This window comes from Desulfovibrio sp. (assembly GCF_019422935.1).
Lineage (GTDB): Bacteria > Desulfobacterota > Desulfovibrionia > Desulfovibrionales > Desulfovibrionaceae > Desulfovibrio.
The window spans coordinates 94,926-114,221 of the sequence record NZ_JAHZCJ010000006.1 but is presented as its reverse complement, the minus strand read 5'-3'; the positions used below and the strand labels follow the sequence as shown (position 1 = coordinate 114,221).

Genomic DNA, 19,296 nt, shown 5'->3' with positions numbered 1-19,296 from the left:
ATTATCTTTTTCCATGAAGTGTTGCCAATGACGTCTTCTGCGGTGTATGTAATCCGGGTCGAAGTAATTTTTAAAAGGTAGCGGAGCCATTCCGTCTGTAAATATATGAAACGCATTCCTGAACTGGGCCTCGTGTTTCTTGTTGTTGGTGCGCTTGCCGGGCCTGTGGGCGGCACAACCGCATTTGCCGATTCTTCCGTTGCCGCGCGCCCCTCGGGCAGCGCCGCCGTGCCGGTTTTTAGCGGAAGGACCTTGCCTTCAGGCAAGGACAATGCTTTGCCTGCCGGGGCAGTTTCCATGCCCGATGCTGTGGACCGCGCTTTGAGGCACAATCCGAGCCTGGGTTCGCAAGAAGCCCAGGGGCAGTCATCTGAAGAGGCGCGCAAATCTGCGCGCGGGGCTTTTGGCCCCAAGCTTGGCACGACGTATTCCGCCGCCAAGCAGGAAAGAAAAACGTCGCCCGCCTTGCCCAGCAGTAGCAGACCGGCGGAAAACGGCACATATACCTGGGCCGTGGAAATCTCTCAGCCTGTGTTCCAAGGGTTTCAACTTCTGGCCAATTACCAGAAGGCAGCCCTTCAGGCGGACAGTGATAAAGCCTCCGTGCGCAATGCCGAACTGTCCATGACAGAAAATGTTCAGACCCAGTTTCTGAACTATCTGCGGTACGAAGAAAGCGTGCGTAGCCAGCGCGATGCTCTGGCCCGTTTGCAGGATCAGCTGCGCATTACCACTGCCTTTTTTAACGTGGGGCTTCGCCCCCGGCTGGATGTGCTCCAGGCAGAAGTGGACGTGCGTCAGGCCGAGAATACCTTGATTCAGGTCGAAAACAGCCGCGACACCAGCCTTGCCAAGCTGAATACCCTGCTGGGGCTGCCCGCCACGGCCATGGTCAAGTTTACCGGCACTCTTGCCCATGTGCCCTTTACCCGCTCGCTGGAGCAGTGCCTTGAAGCGGCCTACCGGCAGCGGCCAGATCTTTACATGGCGGCGCGCTCGGTGGAAATCGCGGGCAAATCGCAGCAGGCCGTGCAGAGCGCCTATTATCCACAGGTGGAAGCCTATTACAATGTTTCGCAGAGCGGCAATTCGCTTGATCTGCAGGAAAAGGGCGACCGGGGTTCACGCAGCTCCGTATGGGAAGTGGGCGCCCGGGCCACCTGGGACGTTTTTCAGTGGGGAACCACGTATTATGCCGACAAAGAGGCAGGCTGGCTGGTCACAAAGATGCGCTATGCCGAAGAAGACCTGAAACTCAGCGTTGGCTACGACATCAAGTCGAAACTGCTTGCCGTGCAGGAAGCCGCCAAACGGATAACCGTGGCGGAAAAGGGCGTGGAGCAGTCTACTGAGGCATACAATGTGGCATTGGCCCGTTATCAGGAGCAGGTGGGCACCAACTTTGACGTGCTGGACGCTTCGTCCAAGCTCACCACCGCTCAGGCGACGTTAACAGGAGCGAAAGCCGATTATCTGACCGCTCTGGCGCAATTATATGTGGCCATGGGCGAATTTCACCCTGATCTTATGCGGCGTTGAGCGACGGCACGACCTTAGCCGCGCCGCCAAAAGCGATTACGAATGAATGAACCTTATTTGAACATTACCCCCCTCGGGGGGCTGGGAGAGATCGGCCTCAACTGTCAGCTGTGGGAAACCTCCGGCGGCGTGGTGATGGTTGATTGCGGCCTCATGTTTCCTGACGACGCCCACCTTGGCGTGGACGTTGTTATTCCGCACTTTGGCGCTGTCAGCGGCATCAAGGACAAGCTGCTCGGCATTGTGCTGACGCACGGGCATGAGGACCACATTGGCGCACTGCCCTGGATTGTGCCTGAAATCAAGGGCACCCGCATTTATGGCTCACGCTTTACCCTGGCGCTTGTGGAACACAAGCTCAGGGAGCGGGAGATTCTGGACTGGGTGGAGCTGTGCCCCGTTGATATCAATACAGTGCTGCCCCTGGGCGATCTGACCTTCCACTTTTTCCCTGTCTGTCACTCCATTCCCGAAGGCTTTGGCCTGGGCGTAGAAACGCCCGTGGGCCGTGTGGTGCACAGCGGCGATTTCAAGATTGACCCGAATCCCCTCGACACCACAGGCACCGACCTGAATCTTTTCCGCAACTTTGCCGGGCCGGAAGGCGCACGGCTGCTGCTTTCGGATTCCACCAACATCGTGCGCGAGGGGCGCTCCCTCACGGAGCGCGAGGTCAAGGATTCGCTGGACAAGATATTTGCCAAGGCCGAAGGGCGCATCGTCATCACGCTCTTTTCGAGCCATATCCAACGTATTCAGGAAGTTTTTGACCTTGCCCGCGAGCATGGGCGCACGGTGGTCATCAGCGGCAAGTCGCTGGCGAACAATATCGAAATGGCTCGTGATCTTGGCATTGCCAAGCTGCCGCCTTCGTTTTTCAACGCGCACAACGGCGTACCCGACCTGCCGGACGACCAGATCGTACTTGTTGTAACAGGCGCACAGGGTGAACCGCTCTCCGCCTTGTCGCGTATGGTGCTTGGCGGCCACAGACAGCTGGAGATCCGTAAGGGCGATACCGTGGTCATGAGTTCGCGCATGATCCCCGGTAACGCCAAGGCCATCTCCCGGCTCATCAACGAAATGTACCGCATTGGTGCGGAAGTGCTGTACGAAAGCGTACACGCCATCCATGCCTCGGGCCACGGCCAGCGCGAAGAACTGCGCGACATGCTTGAGGCCGTGCGGCCCACGCTGTTTGTGCCTGTGCACGGCGAATACCAGCATCTGGTCAAGCATGGCCGCCTTGCTGCTGAATGCGGCGTGGAGCAGGACAACGTGATCTTGCTGGAAGACGGCCTGCCCCTTACCCTGCTCAAAGACTCCTTCCGTCTGGAACAGCGCGTTCCGGTCGAGTGTACGCTCGTGGACGGCAAGGGCGTGGGCGATGTGGGCTACGCCGTGCTCAAGGAGCGCCGCATTCTGGGTGATGAAGGCATGGTCATTGTGGTGCTGGTGGTTGATTCAGAAACCGGCAGCATACTGCACGGGCCGGAAATGATCTCCAAAGGCTTTGTGTTCGAGCAGCACTACAGCCACTTGCTGGAAGACGCCAAGTGCCTGGTGCTGGATGAGATTGAAGCGGCCCGCCCCGGTCAGCTTGGACGCTTGCAGGAAGGCATCCGTTCTTCGCTGCGGCGTTTCTTCCGCCGTGTGCTGGAGCGTGACCCCGTGGTCGTGCCCGTCATCAGCGAAGTCTAGGGCAAAGCTACAGATAACTATCCAGATTATTGCGGGGCTGAGGGATTATCCTTCTCTCCATATTGTTTTAATACAGCTCAAAAGCCGCTGCCGACTGCCTGTCGGCGGCGGCTTTGCTTTTGAGGGAAAGAGAGGCTGGTTGGAGGGGCAACAAATCAGGCAGGGACTGTAGACGGGGAATATACGCGGCAGGGGCCCTCCTGTTTTAATTTGCACTACACATAAAAAGCGGCGCGTTTGTCAGGCAAACGCGCCGCTTTACTATCGGTTGCAGCAAGGGCACAGGTTTTGTGCCGCTATGGTATTGCGGTCTACATGCCCAGATAGGCAGTGCGCACTTCTTCACTGGTGAGCAGGTTGGTGGCTGTGTCGTGCATAACTATGCGGCCATTTTCCATAACGTAGCCGTGGTTGGCAATGCGCAGGGCCTGGTTGGCGTTCTGCTCCACCAGAAAGACCGTGGTGCCGTTGGAATTGACCTTCTGAATGATGGAAAAGATCTGCTGAATGATGATGGGGGCGAGGCCCAGTGATGGCTCGTCCAGCAACAGCAGCTTGGGGCGGCCCATAAGGGCGCGGCTTATGGCAAGCATCTGCTGTTCGCCGCCGGAAAGGGTGCCGCCAGCCTGCTTGCGGCGCTCGGACAGAATGGGAAAGAGGCTGAACACATAGTCCAGATCGTCCTTCACTCCAGCCGGATCGCGCCGCAGAAATGCGCCGAGGTCGAGATTTTCGCTGACGCTCAGATCGGGAAAAATCAGGCGGCCTTCCGGCACCTGCGAAATGCCCAGAGTCACGATTTCATGCGGGGGCAACTGGTGTATGGGCTTGCCGTACCAGAGTATCTCGCCCTTTCTGGGGCGGTTGATGCCGCAGATGGTCATGAGGGTGGTGGACTTGCCCGCGCCGTTGGCCCCGATCAGGGTGACAATTTCGCCTTCTTCAATATTCAGCGAAATATCGCGCAGGGCCTGAATGTTGCCGTAATAGGTGTCTACGTTACGCAGCTCAAGCATCGCTTTCTCCCAGATAGGCCTTGATGACGCGGGGGTTGGTGCGGATTTCTGCGGGGGTGCCTGTGGCGATGCAGGAGCCGTATTCCATGACGTAGATGCGGTCAGAGAGCGACATGACCATGCCCATATCGTGCTCGATAAGCAGGATGGAGAGCTGCTGGTTGTCGCGGATGGAGCAGACCAGCTCCTTGAGTTCGTTGGTTTCCTGGGGGTTCATGCCCGCTGCGGGTTCGTCCAGCAGCAGCATGCGCGGCTCGGTCGCCATTGCGCGGGCGATTTCAAGCCGCCGCTGCGCGCCGTAGGGCAGGTTGTTAGCCGTTTCGTTCCAGAAATCCTGAAGCTTCACCAGTTCCAGAAGTTCATAGCTGCGGTCGATGCAGTCCTGCTCTTCACGGCGGGTGCGGCCATCGCGCACGATCGCGCCAAAAATGCCCGCCTTGGTGCGGCAGTGGCGGCCAATCATCACGTTTTCAAGCACGGTCATTTCGCTGAAAAGGCGAATGTTCTGGAACGTGCGGGCCATGCCCATGGCCGTGATGATATGAGGCTTTTTGCCGTTAAGCAGCTGCTTGTCGCCCGTGGCGTCGTGCAGAAACATCTGCCCCTCTGTGGGGGTGTAGATGCCGGTCACACAGTTGAAAAACGTGGTTTTGCCTGCGCCGTTGGGGCCGATAAGGGCAACGATCTCGCCGCTGTTCACGGTGAGCGAAAGCTCGTTGAGCGCGCGGAGACCGCCAAAATCCTGAGAAAGATCCTTTACTTCCAGCACTGGTTGCATCAGCGGCCTCCTTCAGCACCATGCAGGTTGCTGATGCGGTAGCGGCGTCGTTCGCCGCTGATGAGGCCCTGTGGCCGGAAGAGCATCATAATCACCATGATCGCTCCGAAAAGCAGCATGCGGTAGTCAGAGAAAGCCCGCAGATATTCCGGGGCAAGAATGAGAATCAGCGCTGCAATGACCACGCCCGCAATGGAACCCATGCCGCCCAGCACCACCATGGAAAGAATCATGGCCGATTCCATGAAGGTAAAGCTGGAGGGATTGATATAGGTGGTCTTGGCAGCAAAGATTACCCCGGCAAAGCCTGCCCAGCAGGAGCCGAGCGCAAAGGCCGAAAGCTTCACCCGCGTGATGTCCACGCCCATGGCCTCGCAGGCTATTTCGTCTTCCCGCAGGGCTTGGAGGGCCAGCCCCACGCGCGAATTCTTGAGCCGGGTGATAACCACAATGGTAACCACAACTGCGGCCAGCACCAGATAGTAGATGTAGGTGGTGGACGCGGTGATGTCCATGCTCATGCCAAAAAAACCGGGGCGCGGAATGTCGCTGACGCCGCGCGGGCCGCCGGTGACGGTGTTCCAGTTTTGCAAGGTAAGGCGCACAATTTCGCCAAAGCCCAGGGTCACAATGGCGAGGTAGTCGCCACGCAGCCGCAGCACGGGAAAGCCCAGGCCAAGGCCGAAAAGCACGGTGAGGAAACCGCCGATGGGCAGGCAAGTCCAGAAGCCGAGGCCGAAATACTGGTTCAGCAGGCCGTACGTGTATGCGCCAATGGCGTAAAAAGCCACGTAGCCAAGCACAAGCTGGCCTGCCAGCCCCACAACAATGTTCAGGCCCAGCGCCAGCATGACGTACAGCAGGGCGGAAATCATGATGTTGGTTTGGTAGAAGGAGCTGACAAGCGGCATGCCGATGAGCACAACGGCAAGCACGGCAAGCCCGCCAAGGCGGAGGCCAGCGCTGTTTCTGAATGCTTCAATGATTTCTGCCAGATTGAAGCACTTGGGCAGGGTGATGATCTTGCCCCCCGCAGCTTTACGGCTGAAGCACCAGTCCCAGATAAGGGCAAGCACAAATATGCCTGCGCCCAGGGCGAGTATGCGGTCAAAACGCCAAACTACGGATTTTGTCGCCACGTTCAGTTTGATGCCCAGCACCGGCAGGGTGAGGAGCATGAACCACAGGGCGGCGATGGCGGCTTTAAGTATGCGCTGCATGGCTACACCTTCTGCACTGTGGCTTTGCCCAAGATACCGTCGGGCCTGAAAATGAGAATGAGGATAAGAATGCCGAAGGCCAGCATGTCTTCGTAGTTGCCGGAAAAATAGCCCGTGGTGAAACTTTCGGCCAGGCCAAGCACAAGCCCGCCCACCATTGCGCCGGGGATGGAGCCGATGCCGCCGAGCACTGCGGCGGTAAAGGCCTTAAGCCCTGCCAGAAAACCGATGCCAAAGTTGACCTGCCCCATGTGCGAGGCAATAAGCACGCCGCCAAGGGCCGCCAGGGCGGAACCGATGATGAACGTGAGGGAGATGATGCGGTCGGCATTGATGCCAAGCAAAAGGGCCATCTTGCGGTTTTGGGCCGTGGCGCGCATGGCTTTGCCCATGCGGGTGTAGCGGATGAAAAGCGAAAGCGAAACCATGGCGCAGGTGCTGACCATCAGAATGAGAAAGTCGCTGGCGCCCATGACATAGTCGATGTGCTCAAGAAAATCCATTTCCGGCAGCAGGTTCGGGAAGGGCACAAAGTCGGACGTCTGCGCAAGCAGCACGTAGTTTTGCAAGAAGATGGACATACCAATGGCGGAGATAAGCGGCGACAGGCGCGGCGCGCCCCGCAGGGGCTTGTAGGCGACCTTTTCCAGCGTATAGCCGTAGGCGGAACACCAGACTATGGCCGCTAGTGCCGCCACAATAAGAATGCCCCCAGCAGGGAAGCCATAGACGCCAAGCGCGCCAGCTATCAGCAGGGCCGTGAATGAGCCCAGCATGTACACTTCGCCATGGGCAAAATTGATGAGCCCGATAATGCCGTAAACCAGCGTGTACCCGAGGGCGATCAGCGCATAAATGCTGCCCCGGGTTAAACCGCCGAAAAAGAGCTCTATAAAAAATTGAATGTCCATGCAAACTCGCGCGCGGTACGGGGGGTGTCCCTGTTCGTTCCGCCTGTCCCGTTAATGCCGTCAGCTTCCGGCGATGCGTGAAAAGCCGGGGCGCGGCCATGGCCGCGCCCCGGTAGACGTTTAGTCCAGGGTAATGCTGTGATTAAGTTCTACGAACTTGCCATCTTTGATCTGGTAGATGGAAAGGCCCATACCGGCGGCATCGCCGGTCTTGCTGAAGGTCAGCTTGCCCAGCGGGGTTTCCACTGGGGTGGTGCGCAGGGCTTCCACAATCTTGGCGGCATCGGTGGAGCCAGCCTTGGCAATGGCGTTCACCAGAGCCTGCGTGGCGGCGTAGCCGTTGTAGTAGAAGGAACCGGGGTCGCTGCCGAACATCTTCACATGGCCTTCGTGGGCATGCTTGTAGGCGGGCAGGTTACTGGTGTCCTTGGGATAGGAGGCGTACACGCCTTCGGCGTCCTTGCCTGCCATCTTGATGAAGGCTTCGTCCTTGAGGCCGTCGGGGCCGATCATGGCGGTGGTCACGCGGTCGCGGCGCATCTGCTGCAGCAGCTTGGAAGCGGTGGGCTGGTAGCCGCCAAACACGAGGATGTCGGGCTGGGCGCGGCGCAGCTTGCGCACAACGGCGGAGAAGTCCACGGCGTCAGGCGTAACGGCTTCGTACAGAACGGTTTCCACGCCAGCCTTTTCAAGGGTTTCGCGGTTGTTGTCCACAAAGCCCTTGCCGTAGTCGCCATTGTCGTGCAGGTAGGCGACCTTCTTGGCCTTGAGGCCGTTCAGGATGAAATCGCTGGTCAACTTGGCCTGGGCCTTGTCGTTGGCGATGGTGCGGAAGAAATAGGGGTTGGTGCCACTTTCAGTAAGGCTGGGGGTCGTGGCAGATGGCGACATGGAGACGATCTTGGCTTCGGTGTACAGCGGCAGGGTAGCCTTGGTCGCGCCGGAGCAGATGTGGCCCATGACCACGTTCACCTTTTCGGAAATAAGCTTGGTGGCCGCGTTGGTGGCCAGTTCGGGCTTGCACTGGTCATCCTGGGCGATCAGTTCAATCTGACGGCCAAGCACGCCGCCGTTTGCGTTAACTTCGGCAATCACAACCTTGGCGGCGTTCAGGCTGGGAACGCCGTAGGAGGCCAGGTCGCCGGAGTGCGCGCCGGCAACACCGATTTTAATGGGATCCGCAGCCATTGCGGGCGCGGCAATTGCCACGCAGAATGCCATTGCAGCAAGCCATGTCATACCTTTTTTCATCTCCGCCCTCCGCGAGAAAAGATGTGCGCACAAATGATGCGCCGCTTGTGGATGAAGGCTTTTCTATTGCCTCATTGCGAGCATCCTGTCAATGCGCGCATGCCGCGGCGATTGATAGGCCACAGTGCGGCAACCCGCCGATTGTCTTGCAAAAAAAGATATTCCATTAAAACTGTCCGCTCACAGCGCAAGGGCTTCTCGCAGGGCGTGTACCCCACGCTCCATGGACGGCTCTGAAAGGTGGGCGTAGCCCAGTATGAGTTCGTGCGCGTGCGCGCCGTTGCGGCACAGAGAATGGTGCTCCACCGGCACGGCCCGCACACCCAGTGCGCGCATGGACGCGAGCACTTCGTCCGAAAAACGGATGCCGGGAAATCCCGCCACCAGATGCAGCCCCGCAGCCTGTCCGCTGGCGGTGAACCTGTCGCCAAAGTGCCGCCGCAGACATTCCAGCAGGAAGAGCCTTTTGCGTTTGTACAGCTTGCACATTTTCCAGATATGCCGCTCAAGCCCTCCGCTTGAGATAAAGGCGGCCAGCGTGCGTTGTGAAAGCGCATCGGTGTGCACATCCGTGTACTGCTTTTCCTCGCCCCATGGGCGCACCAGCGCCTGCGGCACAACGGCAAAGCCAATGCGCAGGGCAGGGGCCAGAATCTTGCTGAATGAACCAATATATATGACCCTGTCGGGTGCAAGTTCGCGCAGGGCGCTGACGGGCGTTCCCTCAAAGCGGAATTCGCCGTCGTAGTCATCCTCTACCACCATGCAGTCGCGCTGCCGGGCAAAATTCACCAGAGCCTGCCGCCGCTGCGCGGAAAGGATGCCTCCGGTCGGATACTGGTGCGAAGGAGTCACATAGACAAAGGCGCATCGTTGGGTGGTCTGCTCCGGGAGGCTTTGCAGGAGGCTGACATCCATACCCTGTGCGTCTGCGGCAATGCCTTCAATGGCGTACCCGGCGCGTGATATCACCTCCACCAGCCCCCGGTGCACGGGGTCTTCCACAATTGCCAGGGATGCCGGTCGGTTGAACAGGCGCGCCACAAGTCTGAGCCCCTGGGTTGCGCCTGTTGTGATCATTATCTGCTCCGGTGCGGCGCGCAGGCCCCGCATGCGCAGCAGCCATCCGGCAATGGCCTCCTGCAATTCGGCAACGCCCTGCGGTCTGCAGTAGCGCAGGGCCGATGCTGGTAACGTATCGCACACCTGCCGGTACAATCGGCCCCATTCCGCCACAGGAAAGTGCTCCAGCGCCGGGATGCCGGACTGAAAGTTCACAAGCCCCGGCGGGTCGTCGCGGGCATCGTCGCGTGCATGCTCATCTGCCGGTGATTTCTGTCCGTAGACTTGCGGCTGGGGCCGGATACCTTGCGCCACATGCGTTCCCGAGCCGCGCCGCGATTCAAGATAGCCTTCGGCCAACAACTGGTCGTAGGCTTCAATAACAGTGCTGCGGGCCACATGCAGCTCTTTGCCCAGTTGCCGGGTGGAAGGCAGTCGTTCGCCTGCTGCCAGATGACCGCGTAAAATCAGTTCCCTGATCTGCGCGCTGATCTGGCGGTTCAGCGAAAGCGGGCTGTCTGCATCAAGACTGATCCACATGGCGCACCTATAATTGGTATGATAAAAAATGCCAAAAAGTGGCGCTTATCAAAACCACTTTAGCTACGCTAGCCTTTCAAACGTCAGATGGCAATACGTGCCGGAAGACGTTCAGCATGCCGAAGCATTGTGCGGGCATCACAAGGAGAGGAAGTAATGAGCGTGTGTGAAAACGGTGCGCGAGGTGCTGCGGTTGAGAAAGCTGCCGGGGGAGCGCAACCTCTGGTGCAACAGGGGCAAGCGCGCCCTTGGGGAGCCTGGATCAGCCTGACCCTTGCCATGAGCATCGCTGGCAGCGCCGTGGTGGCGGGAAAACTGCTGGTGGGTAGCCTGCCTGTGTTTCTTGCGGCGGGGCTGGGCCTTGGAGCAGGGCTGCTGGTGATGCTGCCCCAGTTGTGGCTGCGGCGTGAAAGGGGAACGCTTGATGGGCGCACCCACGCGACATTGGCGCTTCAGGCATTGTGCGGCATTGCTCTGTACCGGATTTGCACCTTTGAGGGGCTTCGCTTTACCAGCGCGGCTTCTGCAGGCTTGATGAGCAGCGCAGCGCCAGCGGTCATTGGCTTGCTGGCATGGGGCATGCTGCGGGAGAGGCCGCCGCTGCGGCGTATTGCGGGCATAGCCTGCGTGAGTCTGGGCCTGCTCGCCATTAATCTTACGCCCTTTCTGACGGCGCCGGGGGCCGCTGGAGTGGAAGCCACGCCAGCAAGCGGAGGCGAGGCATGGCGCACATTACTGGGCAACGGCCTTGTGCTGGTGGCCGTATTGTGCGAGGCGGCATTTTCCGTGCTCAGCAAAGCGCGCTGCTGCCCCATGTCGCCCTTGCGGCGTACGACAATTGTGTCATTTTATGCCTTTGTCATGCTGTTGCCCATGGCCCTGTTTGAGGCCCGAGATTATGATTTTACCTCGTTGTCTGCCTCGGCCACATGGGGGCTTGCCTATTATGGCGCTGCGGTTTCTTACCTGTCATATGTGCTGTGGTTTCGTGGGATTGCTCAGGTGCAGGCCAGCGCAGCCGCGGCATTTACAGGCTTGGTGCCTTTGAGCGGCGTAGCGCTCTCGTGGCTGGTGCTTGGTGAGCAGATTTTGTGGACGCATCTTGCAGGTCTGGCCTGCGTGACGGCGGGCATATGGCTTTCGTGCGCAGCAACCAATGCGCCGGATGGCAAGTAGGGCGCGGGCAAGCCGCGACCTGCTCCTGATTTCTGTCCGCATTGCCGTTGGCAACGCTTATAAATAGAAAGAGGGGCTTTCGCCCCCTCTTTCTATTTATCCCACGGTCGGGAAACTATTCTTCTTCGCCTTCAAACTTGATGAACCCGGGGTTCACGTTGACCATGGCGTTGACGATAAGTTCCACCAGGCCGCCGTAAGCGAAGTTGTTCTTGGTGTACAGATCGTTGTGTTCCAGCATTTCGCGAATCTGGCCCTTGCAGTTGGAGCAGGGAGCGCAGATGTACTTGCGGGTTTCCGGTCCAAGGCAATCCTTGAAAGCTTCGGCGATCTGCCACATCTTTTTGCGGCCAGAGATGTTGCCGCGCCATTGCTCGATGTTGTTGCGGGTCATGATGGCAAAGCCGGAGCCGCCGCCGCAGCAGTAGTTGTCCACACCGTGGCAGGGCATTTCGCGGAACATGGGCGCAATCTTGCGCACGATTTCGCGCTGGGGTTCAACAATGCCCATGAGGCGCACGATGTTGCAGGGGTCGTGCAGGGTCACAGGGAAGTTGTTGCGCGAGGGGTCAAGCTTCAGGCGGCCCGACATCACGATGTCGTGCAGGGTCACGTAGCAGCTTTCGCGCGGCACCTGATATTCGAAGGGGATAACGCGGTCGGCGATAACGGTCAGGGCCTTGTGGGCGTGGCCGCATTCACCGATGACGATCTTCTTCACGCCAAGTTCTTTGGCGGCCATCATGTGCTGGAGGGCAATACGGGCGGTCTGGGCGTCATCGTAGAACACGCCGTAGTTGACGCCGTCGTACGCCAGGGCCTTGCTCGAGAGCGTCCATGAAAGACCGGCTTCCTGGAAGATCAGAGAGAAGGCAGCGATGTTTTCAGGCCAGGCCATCACTTCGCCAGCGTTGTGCAGCAGCATGATGTCTGCACCCTGCACGTCAAAGGGAGTGTGGATGCCCACGCCGGTGATTTCGGTGTAGTCCTCGTCGATGAATTCCACGTTTTCTTTCACCACTTCAGGCGTCATGCCGGTGGAAGACCCGCACTTCATCTGGTTCATGGTGCCCTTTTCGTGCAGTTCGCGGGCGTAGATGCCCATTTCCTGGCTGAAAAGCTTGCGGATTTCGCGAGCCAGCAGGCCGTTGTCCACCCCGATGGGGCAGGTCTGCGCGCAGCGACGGCAAAGGTTGCAGCGGTAGGCCAGTTCGCCCAGGCGAGCCACGGTCTTCCAGTTCAGGCCCATGTCGCCGTAGCGCCATTTGGCAAAAGGTTCTTTCTTCACATACTGCTTGTAGATGCGTCGGAAGATTTCAGACCGGAAGTTGGGCCGGTACATCTCGTTCTTGCCCGACATTTCGTAGAGATGGCAGGCATCTGAACAGGAGTTGCACTGGGCGCAGTAGTCCATGCTGGTTTCGAGCATGGGCAGGAAGGTCCAGTTGTTTTCCTTGGTGAACAGCTTGCGCATGCCGTTGAGGAACTTGTTGACCAGCTCCTCTTCTTCTTCCTTGTTCTTGGGCACAGGAATGTTCAGCACGCACACATCGTCAAGGATGCAGGCGGTGTTCTGCTTCTGCTCATCTGTAAAGGGCTTCCAGGGCATGGTATGCACGTCCAGGGGAAGCTCAGGAATATCCTTGAGGTCAATGCTGACCATCTGCCCTTCGGCAGTGGAAACATCTTTCAATTGCAGTTTATCTTTCATGATGGAACTCCCTAGTCTTCCTTCTTGGGGGCTGCGGGATTGGTGGTGGCCACATCAACCCAGGTCTTGGGCTGGCCATCGCCATTGATATGATCGGCAGACCACGTGACGTTGAACTTCAGGGCGTCCATGATCTTCTGCTGGTTCTTGGGGCTGTAGTTGGTGGGTTCGTCACCCCAGCGGATGTCGTGGTAGGTGAAGTACTTCATGAAGACGTGGCCCATGTGGGTCATGGGAATCCAGATCAGCAGGAAGAAGCCCACCAGCAGGTGCAGGCTGAACAGCACGTTGGTCTGCGGGGCAAAGTGGAACGTGATCAGGTTGTACATGAAGGTGCGGGCCAGCTCGAAGTAGGAAGGAGCGGTAGCCCAGGCAGCCAGGCCCAGCACGCCGAAAAGCACGAAGACAAGCAGGTTGAAGTAATGCTCGGGGGTGCTGTAGCGGCGCAGGCCTTCATCGGCGCGACGGCGCAAAACAAGGCTGACGCCGCCCACAATGATGCACAGCGTGCCAGCCAGGGCACAGGCGCTGATAACATTGCCGACAAAGATCATCAGGCCGCCCTGGGGATTGAGGCCCAGAACCTGCGCGATGGCGGCAAACAGCACAACGATGGTGCCGCCCATGAGCATGTACATGCCCACATGGAAGGGATAGGTGCGCACCCAAAGCTTGAGGTTGTGTTCAAAGGTGGCATGCAGGAAAAGCACTTCGGTCAGCAGGGCCTTGACGTCGCCCATGTGAGCGATGTGACGAGGCTTGGTCCACCAGTCCTTTTCTTCCATAAAGCTGCCGCCGTACACCGTCTTGGAGCCTTCGTGAGGCACGGGGTACAGTTCCCAGCGCACGTGCAGGGGGCTGGCTGCAAGATACGATTTGATCTTGAGGTAGGCCATGCAGAAAAAGCCGGCTACCGCCAGATAGCCAAGAATGTAAAAAAGTGTGGTCATGCGTTTACTCCCGTGGGGTCAAGATGCCGCTAAATCGTGGGTTAGTTGCGGCCGGCACAGCCGACACGCTTTCAAGCCCGGCATGCGTCTGCCTGCCTGCAACCTCTCCTTTTAATGGGCCGACGCCTGAGTCAAATCTGACCGTTGTAATTAGGAATTGATCACAATAGTCGACATAGTCAAGGTGTACGGTGACCCCCCTGATACTCAAAATTACAAAAAATGCAAAGATGTCAGATGGAAACAATACAGTAAACTTAATCTGGATTAACCTAATTTTATTTAACTAAATCAAGTAGATTACACCTATAAAAAAAATTTTTCAAGCAAACTAAAATTTTTTTTAACAAGCTTGGGATGAAAAATTATATACTTTTTTAGTATGATAAAATTTATCAGTTATATTGAGATAATAAAAAAGGTCGGCGTAGGCCGACCTTTGTGTGTCAAGTGGTATGCTTGTATAAACAGATTCTGCGATTGAAGTCTTGCTGCCTACAGAAGAATGTGCGGGTCATGCATGAGATCGCGCAGGGTAATTGACTCAAAAACGCCATCAAGTGTCGCCTGCAGGTTTTCCCATGCTTTTCTGACCTCGCATCCATCAAAGCGCGCGCATTCGCCGGGCTTTTCCATGCAGTTTGTCAGTTCAATGCCGCCTTCCATCAGTTTGACAATGCATCCAAATGTGAGTTCTTCGGGCTTGCGCAAAAGCACATGCCCGCCCTTGGCCCCACGGATGCTGCCCGTTATGCCAGCCAGGCGCAGCTGGCGCAAAATCTGTTCGCTGAATTGCGAGCTTATGCCAGTTTGTGCAGCCAACTGGCTTGAAGAGACCGGTTTCTCAAGACCGTTTTTTGCCAGAAAAAGCAGGATTCTGGCGGCATACCGGGTTTTTGCAGAAAGCTTCATTACGGGCCCCTCTTGTGTGCAGATTGAATAGTTTCCATCTGCCATGACTGCCGGCGTCTCTGCGCCGATGCTGCGGCTACCTATGACTAATGACGCAAAAATCTAACACATTATATTTGCTATGGGCAGTATTTTTTTTTCTTCGCCAAAAGGTTGCGAAACTATTCACATCATTGAAAGCATGACGGAATTTGGGCGATGGCGTTCATTTTGGCAGGCTGGTACCCGCTTGACGCCGTTATTATGGTGCGCTAAAAAGTTGAGTAGAACAGTCTAAATTAGACAGATACGGTTTAGAGATAGTTATTGTCTCCTGCAAAATAAGGAATGACTATGCGTATTTCGACAATGGCCTGCCATGCTTTGCACTTGTTATTGTGCCTTTCTGAACAAGATGACGAAATCCCTGCTTCTGCGTCCGAACTTTCGGTCTGTACGGGCATATCCGAAAAGTTTGTTCAAAAAATTATGCGGCTGCTTCAGTCCGAGGGCATTGTCAAAAGCGTTCGTGGCATTGCCGGAGGCCACATGCTGGCGCGTACTCCTGATGAGATAACGCTGGCCGACATAATTATCGCAGTTGAAGGCGGCATTTCCCTGCCTGGTGTCAGCAATGTTGCCCCCCGGGGCAAAACAGCGCTGGACGCCTGGGATATGGTCGCCCGTTCCATGAACAGTTCGCTCGAAGCTGTGACTCTCAGTTCCGTTCGACAGAGTAGTGCTTCAGCGCCGCGGCAAGCCACCCGCCACAGGGTGGCGCAACCCTCTTCTCCGCTTCTGCCGGAGACCGACTTCGGAGGCACCAATGCAAAAGCATATTCTCTTGGTAGACAGCGATGCCGAAAGCCAAAGCAGACTGTCTCAAACCCTTCAGCAGTGTGATTACCGGGTAAGCACCGCCAGCACCTGTGCTGAAAGCCTGGCCAAGATTGCCAGCGACAGGCCCGACTGCGTTGTTTTTGATGTGGAGCTGGAGGGAACATCCGGCACCATCATGTACAGTCGTTTGCGCCGCGATGCGAGCACCAGATCGCTTCCGGCGGTGGTGTGCACATCTGTTGGGCCCCGGCCTGTATGCTTTGGAACGGGGATTCCCGTTCTTTCAAAAAACTGTTCAAGCGAAGTGCTGCTTTCTACCGTCAGCGCCGCAATGGCATAGCGCTCTTGTTTGATACTCGCCTGACGGTCGGGCTGGGATAGTACCCGACCGCCAGGGCTGTGGTTCGCTCCGTTATCCGCGTCAGGCAAAAGGACAAATGCTGGCGCGGCAGACGGCGAGTTTTTTCAGGTTCTTTTGAGGAACCCTTGTTTTGTTGGGCCGTCTGCCACACAGACGGCCCATCTTTTTATACTTCGTTGTGGTTGATGTGATCAGGGATAATCATCATATCAACCAGCAGCGGCTTGAGGAACGACCACTTGATGTTGTGTTCCTCGTAGACTTCCATCATGTCGCGGATGGCGTCCCAGCAGTTGTGGCAGGGGCTTATGACCAGTTCCGCGCCGGTTGCCTTGATCTGGTCCAGCTTGTTTTTCAGGCCCACATTGCGTTCTTTGCGGTACAGGCCGATGCCGTTAAGGCCGCCGCCGCCACCGCAGCAGAAGTTGTGGTCGCCCTTGGGGTCCATTTCGCGAAAATCTTCCGCAATGTAGCTCATGATTTCGCGCGTGGCCTTGCCAAGCCCGTGGCTGCGCACATAGTTGCACGAATCCTGAAGGGTGCATGGCATTTTGAGCTTTTTGGCAGGATCAATCTTGATCTTGCCTGTGCGCAGCATCTCCGCAACCCATTCCACATAGTGCATGAAGCGCACCGGCGGATCACCGCTTTCGCGTCCGGCCCAGTATGGGCCTTCAACAACTGTGGCACGGTGGGCGTGGCCGCATTCCGTGCCCACAACCACCTTGGGCTTGATGCGCTCAATGGCGGCGTAGATGCGCTTGACGTTCTGCGCGCAGCCTTCCCAGTCGCCAGCGAACATGGTGAGAGATGTGTTCTCCCATCCCTCGCGCGGCACTGTCCAGTTGGTGTCCGTCACGTGAAAGAGAATGGCGGCCTGAGCGATGTCTTCAGGATAATGTTTCACTTCGCGGGCGTTAAGAATGTACATGACGTCCGCATTTTCTTTTTCAACAGGAATTTCCAGATCGGGCCATTCATCCTGTTGTTCTTCGACCATCCATTCGCAGGTTTCAACCCAGTCTTCTTCGGTCACGTCCATTTGCGCCCCGTAAACGCGGTGCATGCCGGAGCCGATTTTCATTTCCCACGGGATGAAGCCGTGCTTGAAAAGGATGCCGCGCAGATAGCTGAACATAACGCCCGTATCAATGCCATGCGGGCAGTAAACGGCGCAGCGGTTGCAGCAGGTGCACTTGCCCCAGGCAGCGTCCATGCATTTGATCATGAACTCGGCGTCAACCTTGCCTTTACGGCGCAGCAGTTCGCCCAGCGTCGCCTGAATCTTGTACGAGGGAATCTGCGTGGGATCGTTGTTGTTGGTGCGGTAGAAAAAGCAGCTGTCCGCACACATGGCGCAGTGCGCACAGACGCTGAGCCATGTACGGGTGCGCGATTTGCAGGTTTGCTCAAGGTCGCGGGCCAGGGCTTCCTGATCGACCTTCATTTCCTTCATCTGGGCATAGTATTGCGCCCCGCCCTTGTCCTTCAGCAGATCAAGGATGCCTTCCTTGGTGGTGACGGGGGTTGGGGTGCACAGCAATTCGGACATGGTTCGCTCCTTTCAGGCGAAAAGATAATTCGTTTGCCCCGATTACCAGGGGAAAGCGCCGCCGCGTGTTGCGCCGCCTCTTTTAATGGCAAAGTCCATGCCGATCTGCGCACGGGACATAAAGAAGAGGACAATGTGCGAAAGCTTGGTGAAGGGGGCCAGCAGAAGAAACAGTTCGCCGCTGAGCACATGGGCTATCATCCACGTCTGGTAGGCTCCACCGTCAAGGCGCGCCATAAGACCCGTGGCAAAGGGCAGAAAGGTCAAAAGCAGAATAAGCCAATCCTGACCGCTGTTGAGCTGCCTGAGCGCCGGTGAGGAAAGACGCCGCAAGGCAAGCAGAACAATGCCGGAAAGGGCCATGATTGCAAGCACATCGGCAACGCCGCCCGGAAGCGACGGCAGGCTTATGCCCACATAGGTTTCAAGCAGAACCGTGTGCCCAAGAAGAAACAGCGGTATAAGCACAGCGCCGAAATGCAAAAGAAAGAAAAGAATGGTCGCAACCGGCTGGGCGCGCCAGCCGCTGGTGCCGCCAGGGATGAGCCATTTGAAGATGGAAGCAAGCGCGCCGGGGATGGAGCGCTCGGTATGATAGCTGTATGCCACGCGTTCAAGGCGTGCATCCAGGCCACGCACGTACAAAACTGCGCGTACAAGCAGGCCGACGACAAATACGGCAATTGAAATAATGAAAAGTGGTCCTGTAATGAAATCCAGCATCTGATCTGCCTCCTAACGTATTCTTCGGTGTACCTTGAGCCTACTGGCTATTTCTTCTTGCCGGCAAACTCAGATGCGGTGCGTTCGCTGTGGCAGACTCGGCAGTCCACAAGACGCGGGCCCTTGCCAGCTTTGACGTGGCAATCGGTACAGGCGGTGTGCATGTAGGTAACCTGCTTTTTCGCCGGAACCGATGTTACGTCCTTGAGGGTTTCAGACATGCCTGCATCTGTCATGTTGTGGCAGGTTGAACAGTCGCCGTTCATGGCCTCCACTGCATCCACATGCTTGTCATGGGGAAAAAAGACCTTGGGCATCTCTGGCTTGCTCACGGCGGGCGTAGTAACGGGCACAAGCTCGTTTCCTAACGCCGCGCCGGGCAATGCCGCCAGGCCGCAGATCAATAATAACAGGCAGGGGAGAGTGGTTCTGAATCTGATAAGTTTTTCCCGCATGATGGATCCTTGCTTCCTGACAAAATCCAGATGGTGTTTCCCCGGCCTGAATTGTGCCGGGCACAATTGGGGAAATCCCGCGCACATGCGTCGGGATTTCCCGTTGTCGACATTCGCCTAGTCCTGGGGCTGGCTAAGGGCCTCGGCCGCGCTGCGCATGAAGACGGCGCACTTGTAGGGTTCGCCCTTCATGCAGCGCATGGCAAAAGCCGCCGCCATGTACATGAAGAGGCGCGATTCGTAGTCAAGCCTGGTGGTGTGCAGCCAGTGATCGTGAGGGTTTCCCCCTTCGGCCAGCTTGCGCGCACGTGCCATGTCTTCGGCATACGCATCGCCTGTGAGCTTGGTGAACAGTTCGCAAATTTCATCGGCCAGATAATCGCGTTCTGACAAAGCTGACATAACAACCCCCTGCGTCTTCCGCAGTCGCGCCCCAGTTTATATGAGGCGGTTAAAAAGAGCAATTAATTAATAAAAAACTTGATGTAATTAATCCGTACAAAACTATTCTCATATTAAATATACTGTGTCAACGAGGTATGGATTTTTTTATGCAAAAAACTTCAAGTTAAGCTCAAGCATTGAAAGGATTAACAATCTATCTTGAATGAGAAAAATT

General features: G+C 56.9%; 18 protein-coding genes. 5 read left to right on the top strand and 13 right to left on the bottom strand.

Features of this window, described 5'->3' with window-relative positions:
• Positions 1 to 105: 105 nt before the first annotated feature.
• Complete coding sequence (locus tag QZ383_RS09325) at positions 106 to 1,539, top strand: TolC family protein (protein ID WP_291444899.1); 1,434 nt, start codon at positions 106 to 108, stop codon at positions 1,537 to 1,539.
• 42 nt (positions 1,540 to 1,581) lie between these two features.
• Positions 1,582 to 3,240 carry a ribonuclease J gene (locus QZ383_RS09320; RefSeq protein WP_291444897.1) on the top strand — a complete coding sequence of 553 codons (1,659 nt, stop codon included), beginning with the start codon at positions 1,582 to 1,584 and terminating at the stop codon, positions 3,238 to 3,240.
• Positions 3,241 to 3,551: 311 nt separating this feature from the next.
• On the opposite strand, the gene QZ383_RS09315 is transcribed toward QZ383_RS09320, so the two are convergent.
• From QZ383_RS09315 to QZ383_RS09290, 6 genes are all read right to left on the bottom strand, one after another.
• Entirely contained in the window at positions 3,552 to 4,256 is a 705-nt protein-coding gene (locus QZ383_RS09315; protein WP_291444896.1) for an ABC transporter ATP-binding protein, read from the bottom strand.
• Positions 4,249 to 5,034, bottom strand: coding sequence for an ABC transporter ATP-binding protein (locus tag QZ383_RS09310; RefSeq protein ID WP_291444895.1), 786 nt, complete (start codon positions 5,032 to 5,034; stop codon positions 4,249 to 4,251). The genes QZ383_RS09315 and QZ383_RS09310 overlap by 8 nt, the downstream gene beginning before the upstream one ends.
• The gene (livM, locus tag QZ383_RS09305) at positions 5,034 to 6,254 is read right to left on the bottom strand and encodes a high-affinity branched-chain amino acid ABC transporter permease LivM (RefSeq protein WP_291444893.1); all 1,221 of its coding nucleotides are present in this window, start codon (positions 6,252 to 6,254) and stop codon (positions 5,034 to 5,036) included. The genes QZ383_RS09310 and livM overlap by 1 nt, the downstream gene beginning before the upstream one ends.
• 2 nt (positions 6,255 to 6,256) lie before the next feature.
• The gene (locus QZ383_RS09300; RefSeq protein ID WP_291444892.1) at positions 6,257 to 7,165 is read right to left on the bottom strand and encodes a branched-chain amino acid ABC transporter permease LivH; all 909 of its coding nucleotides are present in this window, start codon (positions 7,163 to 7,165) and stop codon (positions 6,257 to 6,259) included.
• Between the two features lie 120 nt (positions 7,166 to 7,285).
• The gene (locus QZ383_RS09295; RefSeq protein ID WP_291444891.1) at positions 7,286 to 8,416 is read right to left on the bottom strand and encodes a branched-chain amino acid ABC transporter substrate-binding protein; all 1,131 of its coding nucleotides are present in this window, start codon (positions 8,414 to 8,416) and stop codon (positions 7,286 to 7,288) included.
• 180 nt (positions 8,417 to 8,596) lie between these two features.
• On the bottom strand, positions 8,597 to 10,018 hold the full coding sequence (locus QZ383_RS09290; protein WP_291444890.1) for a PLP-dependent aminotransferase family protein: 1,422 nt from the start codon (positions 10,016 to 10,018) through the stop codon (positions 8,597 to 8,599).
• Between the two features lie 156 nt (positions 10,019 to 10,174).
• On the opposite strand from QZ383_RS09290, the gene QZ383_RS09285 reads away from it, so the two are divergent.
• Positions 10,175 to 11,194: a DMT family transporter gene (locus QZ383_RS09285; RefSeq protein ID WP_291444889.1), complete on the top strand. Its 1,020-nt coding sequence runs from the start codon at positions 10,175 to 10,177 to the stop codon at positions 11,192 to 11,194.
• 115 nt (positions 11,195 to 11,309) lie between these two features.
• Here the strand turns inward: QZ383_RS09285 and QZ383_RS09280 are convergent, their stop codons facing one another.
• From QZ383_RS09280 to QZ383_RS09270, 3 genes are all read right to left on the bottom strand, one after another.
• Positions 11,310 to 12,905 (bottom strand): (Fe-S)-binding protein, encoded by a 1,596-nt coding sequence (locus QZ383_RS09280; RefSeq protein ID WP_022658293.1) that lies wholly within the window; start codon positions 12,903 to 12,905, stop codon positions 11,310 to 11,312.
• 11 nt (positions 12,906 to 12,916) lie between these two features.
• Positions 12,917 to 13,855 carry a respiratory nitrate reductase subunit gamma gene (locus QZ383_RS09275; protein WP_215647820.1) on the bottom strand — a complete coding sequence of 313 codons (939 nt, stop codon included), beginning with the start codon at positions 13,853 to 13,855 and terminating at the stop codon, positions 12,917 to 12,919.
• Positions 13,856 to 14,350: 495 nt separating this feature from the next.
• The gene (locus tag QZ383_RS09270; RefSeq protein WP_192112874.1) at positions 14,351 to 14,767 is read right to left on the bottom strand and encodes an Rrf2 family transcriptional regulator; all 417 of its coding nucleotides are present in this window, start codon (positions 14,765 to 14,767) and stop codon (positions 14,351 to 14,353) included.
• A gap of 333 nt (positions 14,768 to 15,100) precedes the next feature.
• Here QZ383_RS09270 and QZ383_RS09265 point away from each other — a divergent pair, with 333 nt between their 5' ends.
• Together QZ383_RS09265 and QZ383_RS09260 are read left to right on the top strand one after the other, a co-directional pair.
• Positions 15,101 to 15,649, top strand: coding sequence for an Rrf2 family transcriptional regulator (locus QZ383_RS09265; protein ID WP_291444885.1), 549 nt, complete (start codon positions 15,101 to 15,103; stop codon positions 15,647 to 15,649).
• Positions 15,573 to 15,926 (top strand): response regulator, encoded by a 354-nt coding sequence (locus QZ383_RS09260; RefSeq protein WP_291444884.1) that lies wholly within the window; start codon positions 15,573 to 15,575, stop codon positions 15,924 to 15,926. Before QZ383_RS09265 ends, QZ383_RS09260 begins: the two co-directional genes overlap by 77 nt.
• A gap of 187 nt (positions 15,927 to 16,113) precedes the next feature.
• Here the strand turns inward: QZ383_RS09260 and hmcF are convergent, their stop codons facing one another.
• The 4 genes from hmcF to QZ383_RS09240 all read right to left on the bottom strand — a co-directional run bounded on the left by hmcF (position 16,114) and on the right by QZ383_RS09240 (position 19,079).
• Positions 16,114 to 17,499, bottom strand: coding sequence for a sulfate respiration complex iron-sulfur protein HmcF (hmcF, locus tag QZ383_RS09255; protein ID WP_215647819.1), 1,386 nt, complete (start codon positions 17,497 to 17,499; stop codon positions 16,114 to 16,116).
• Between the two features lie 42 nt (positions 17,500 to 17,541).
• Positions 17,542 to 18,222, bottom strand: a complete 681-nt coding sequence (hmcE, locus tag QZ383_RS09250; RefSeq protein WP_192112878.1) for a sulfate respiration complex protein HmcE — start codon at positions 18,220 to 18,222, stop codon at positions 17,542 to 17,544.
• A gap of 47 nt (positions 18,223 to 18,269) precedes the next feature.
• The gene (locus QZ383_RS09245; protein ID WP_291444880.1) at positions 18,270 to 18,677 is read right to left on the bottom strand and encodes a cytochrome c3 family protein; all 408 of its coding nucleotides are present in this window, start codon (positions 18,675 to 18,677) and stop codon (positions 18,270 to 18,272) included.
• A gap of 117 nt (positions 18,678 to 18,794) precedes the next feature.
• Positions 18,795 to 19,079 carry a hypothetical protein gene (locus QZ383_RS09240; RefSeq protein WP_022658301.1) on the bottom strand — a complete coding sequence of 95 codons (285 nt, stop codon included), beginning with the start codon at positions 19,077 to 19,079 and terminating at the stop codon, positions 18,795 to 18,797.
• Between the last annotated feature and the right edge of the window lie 217 nt (positions 19,080 to 19,296).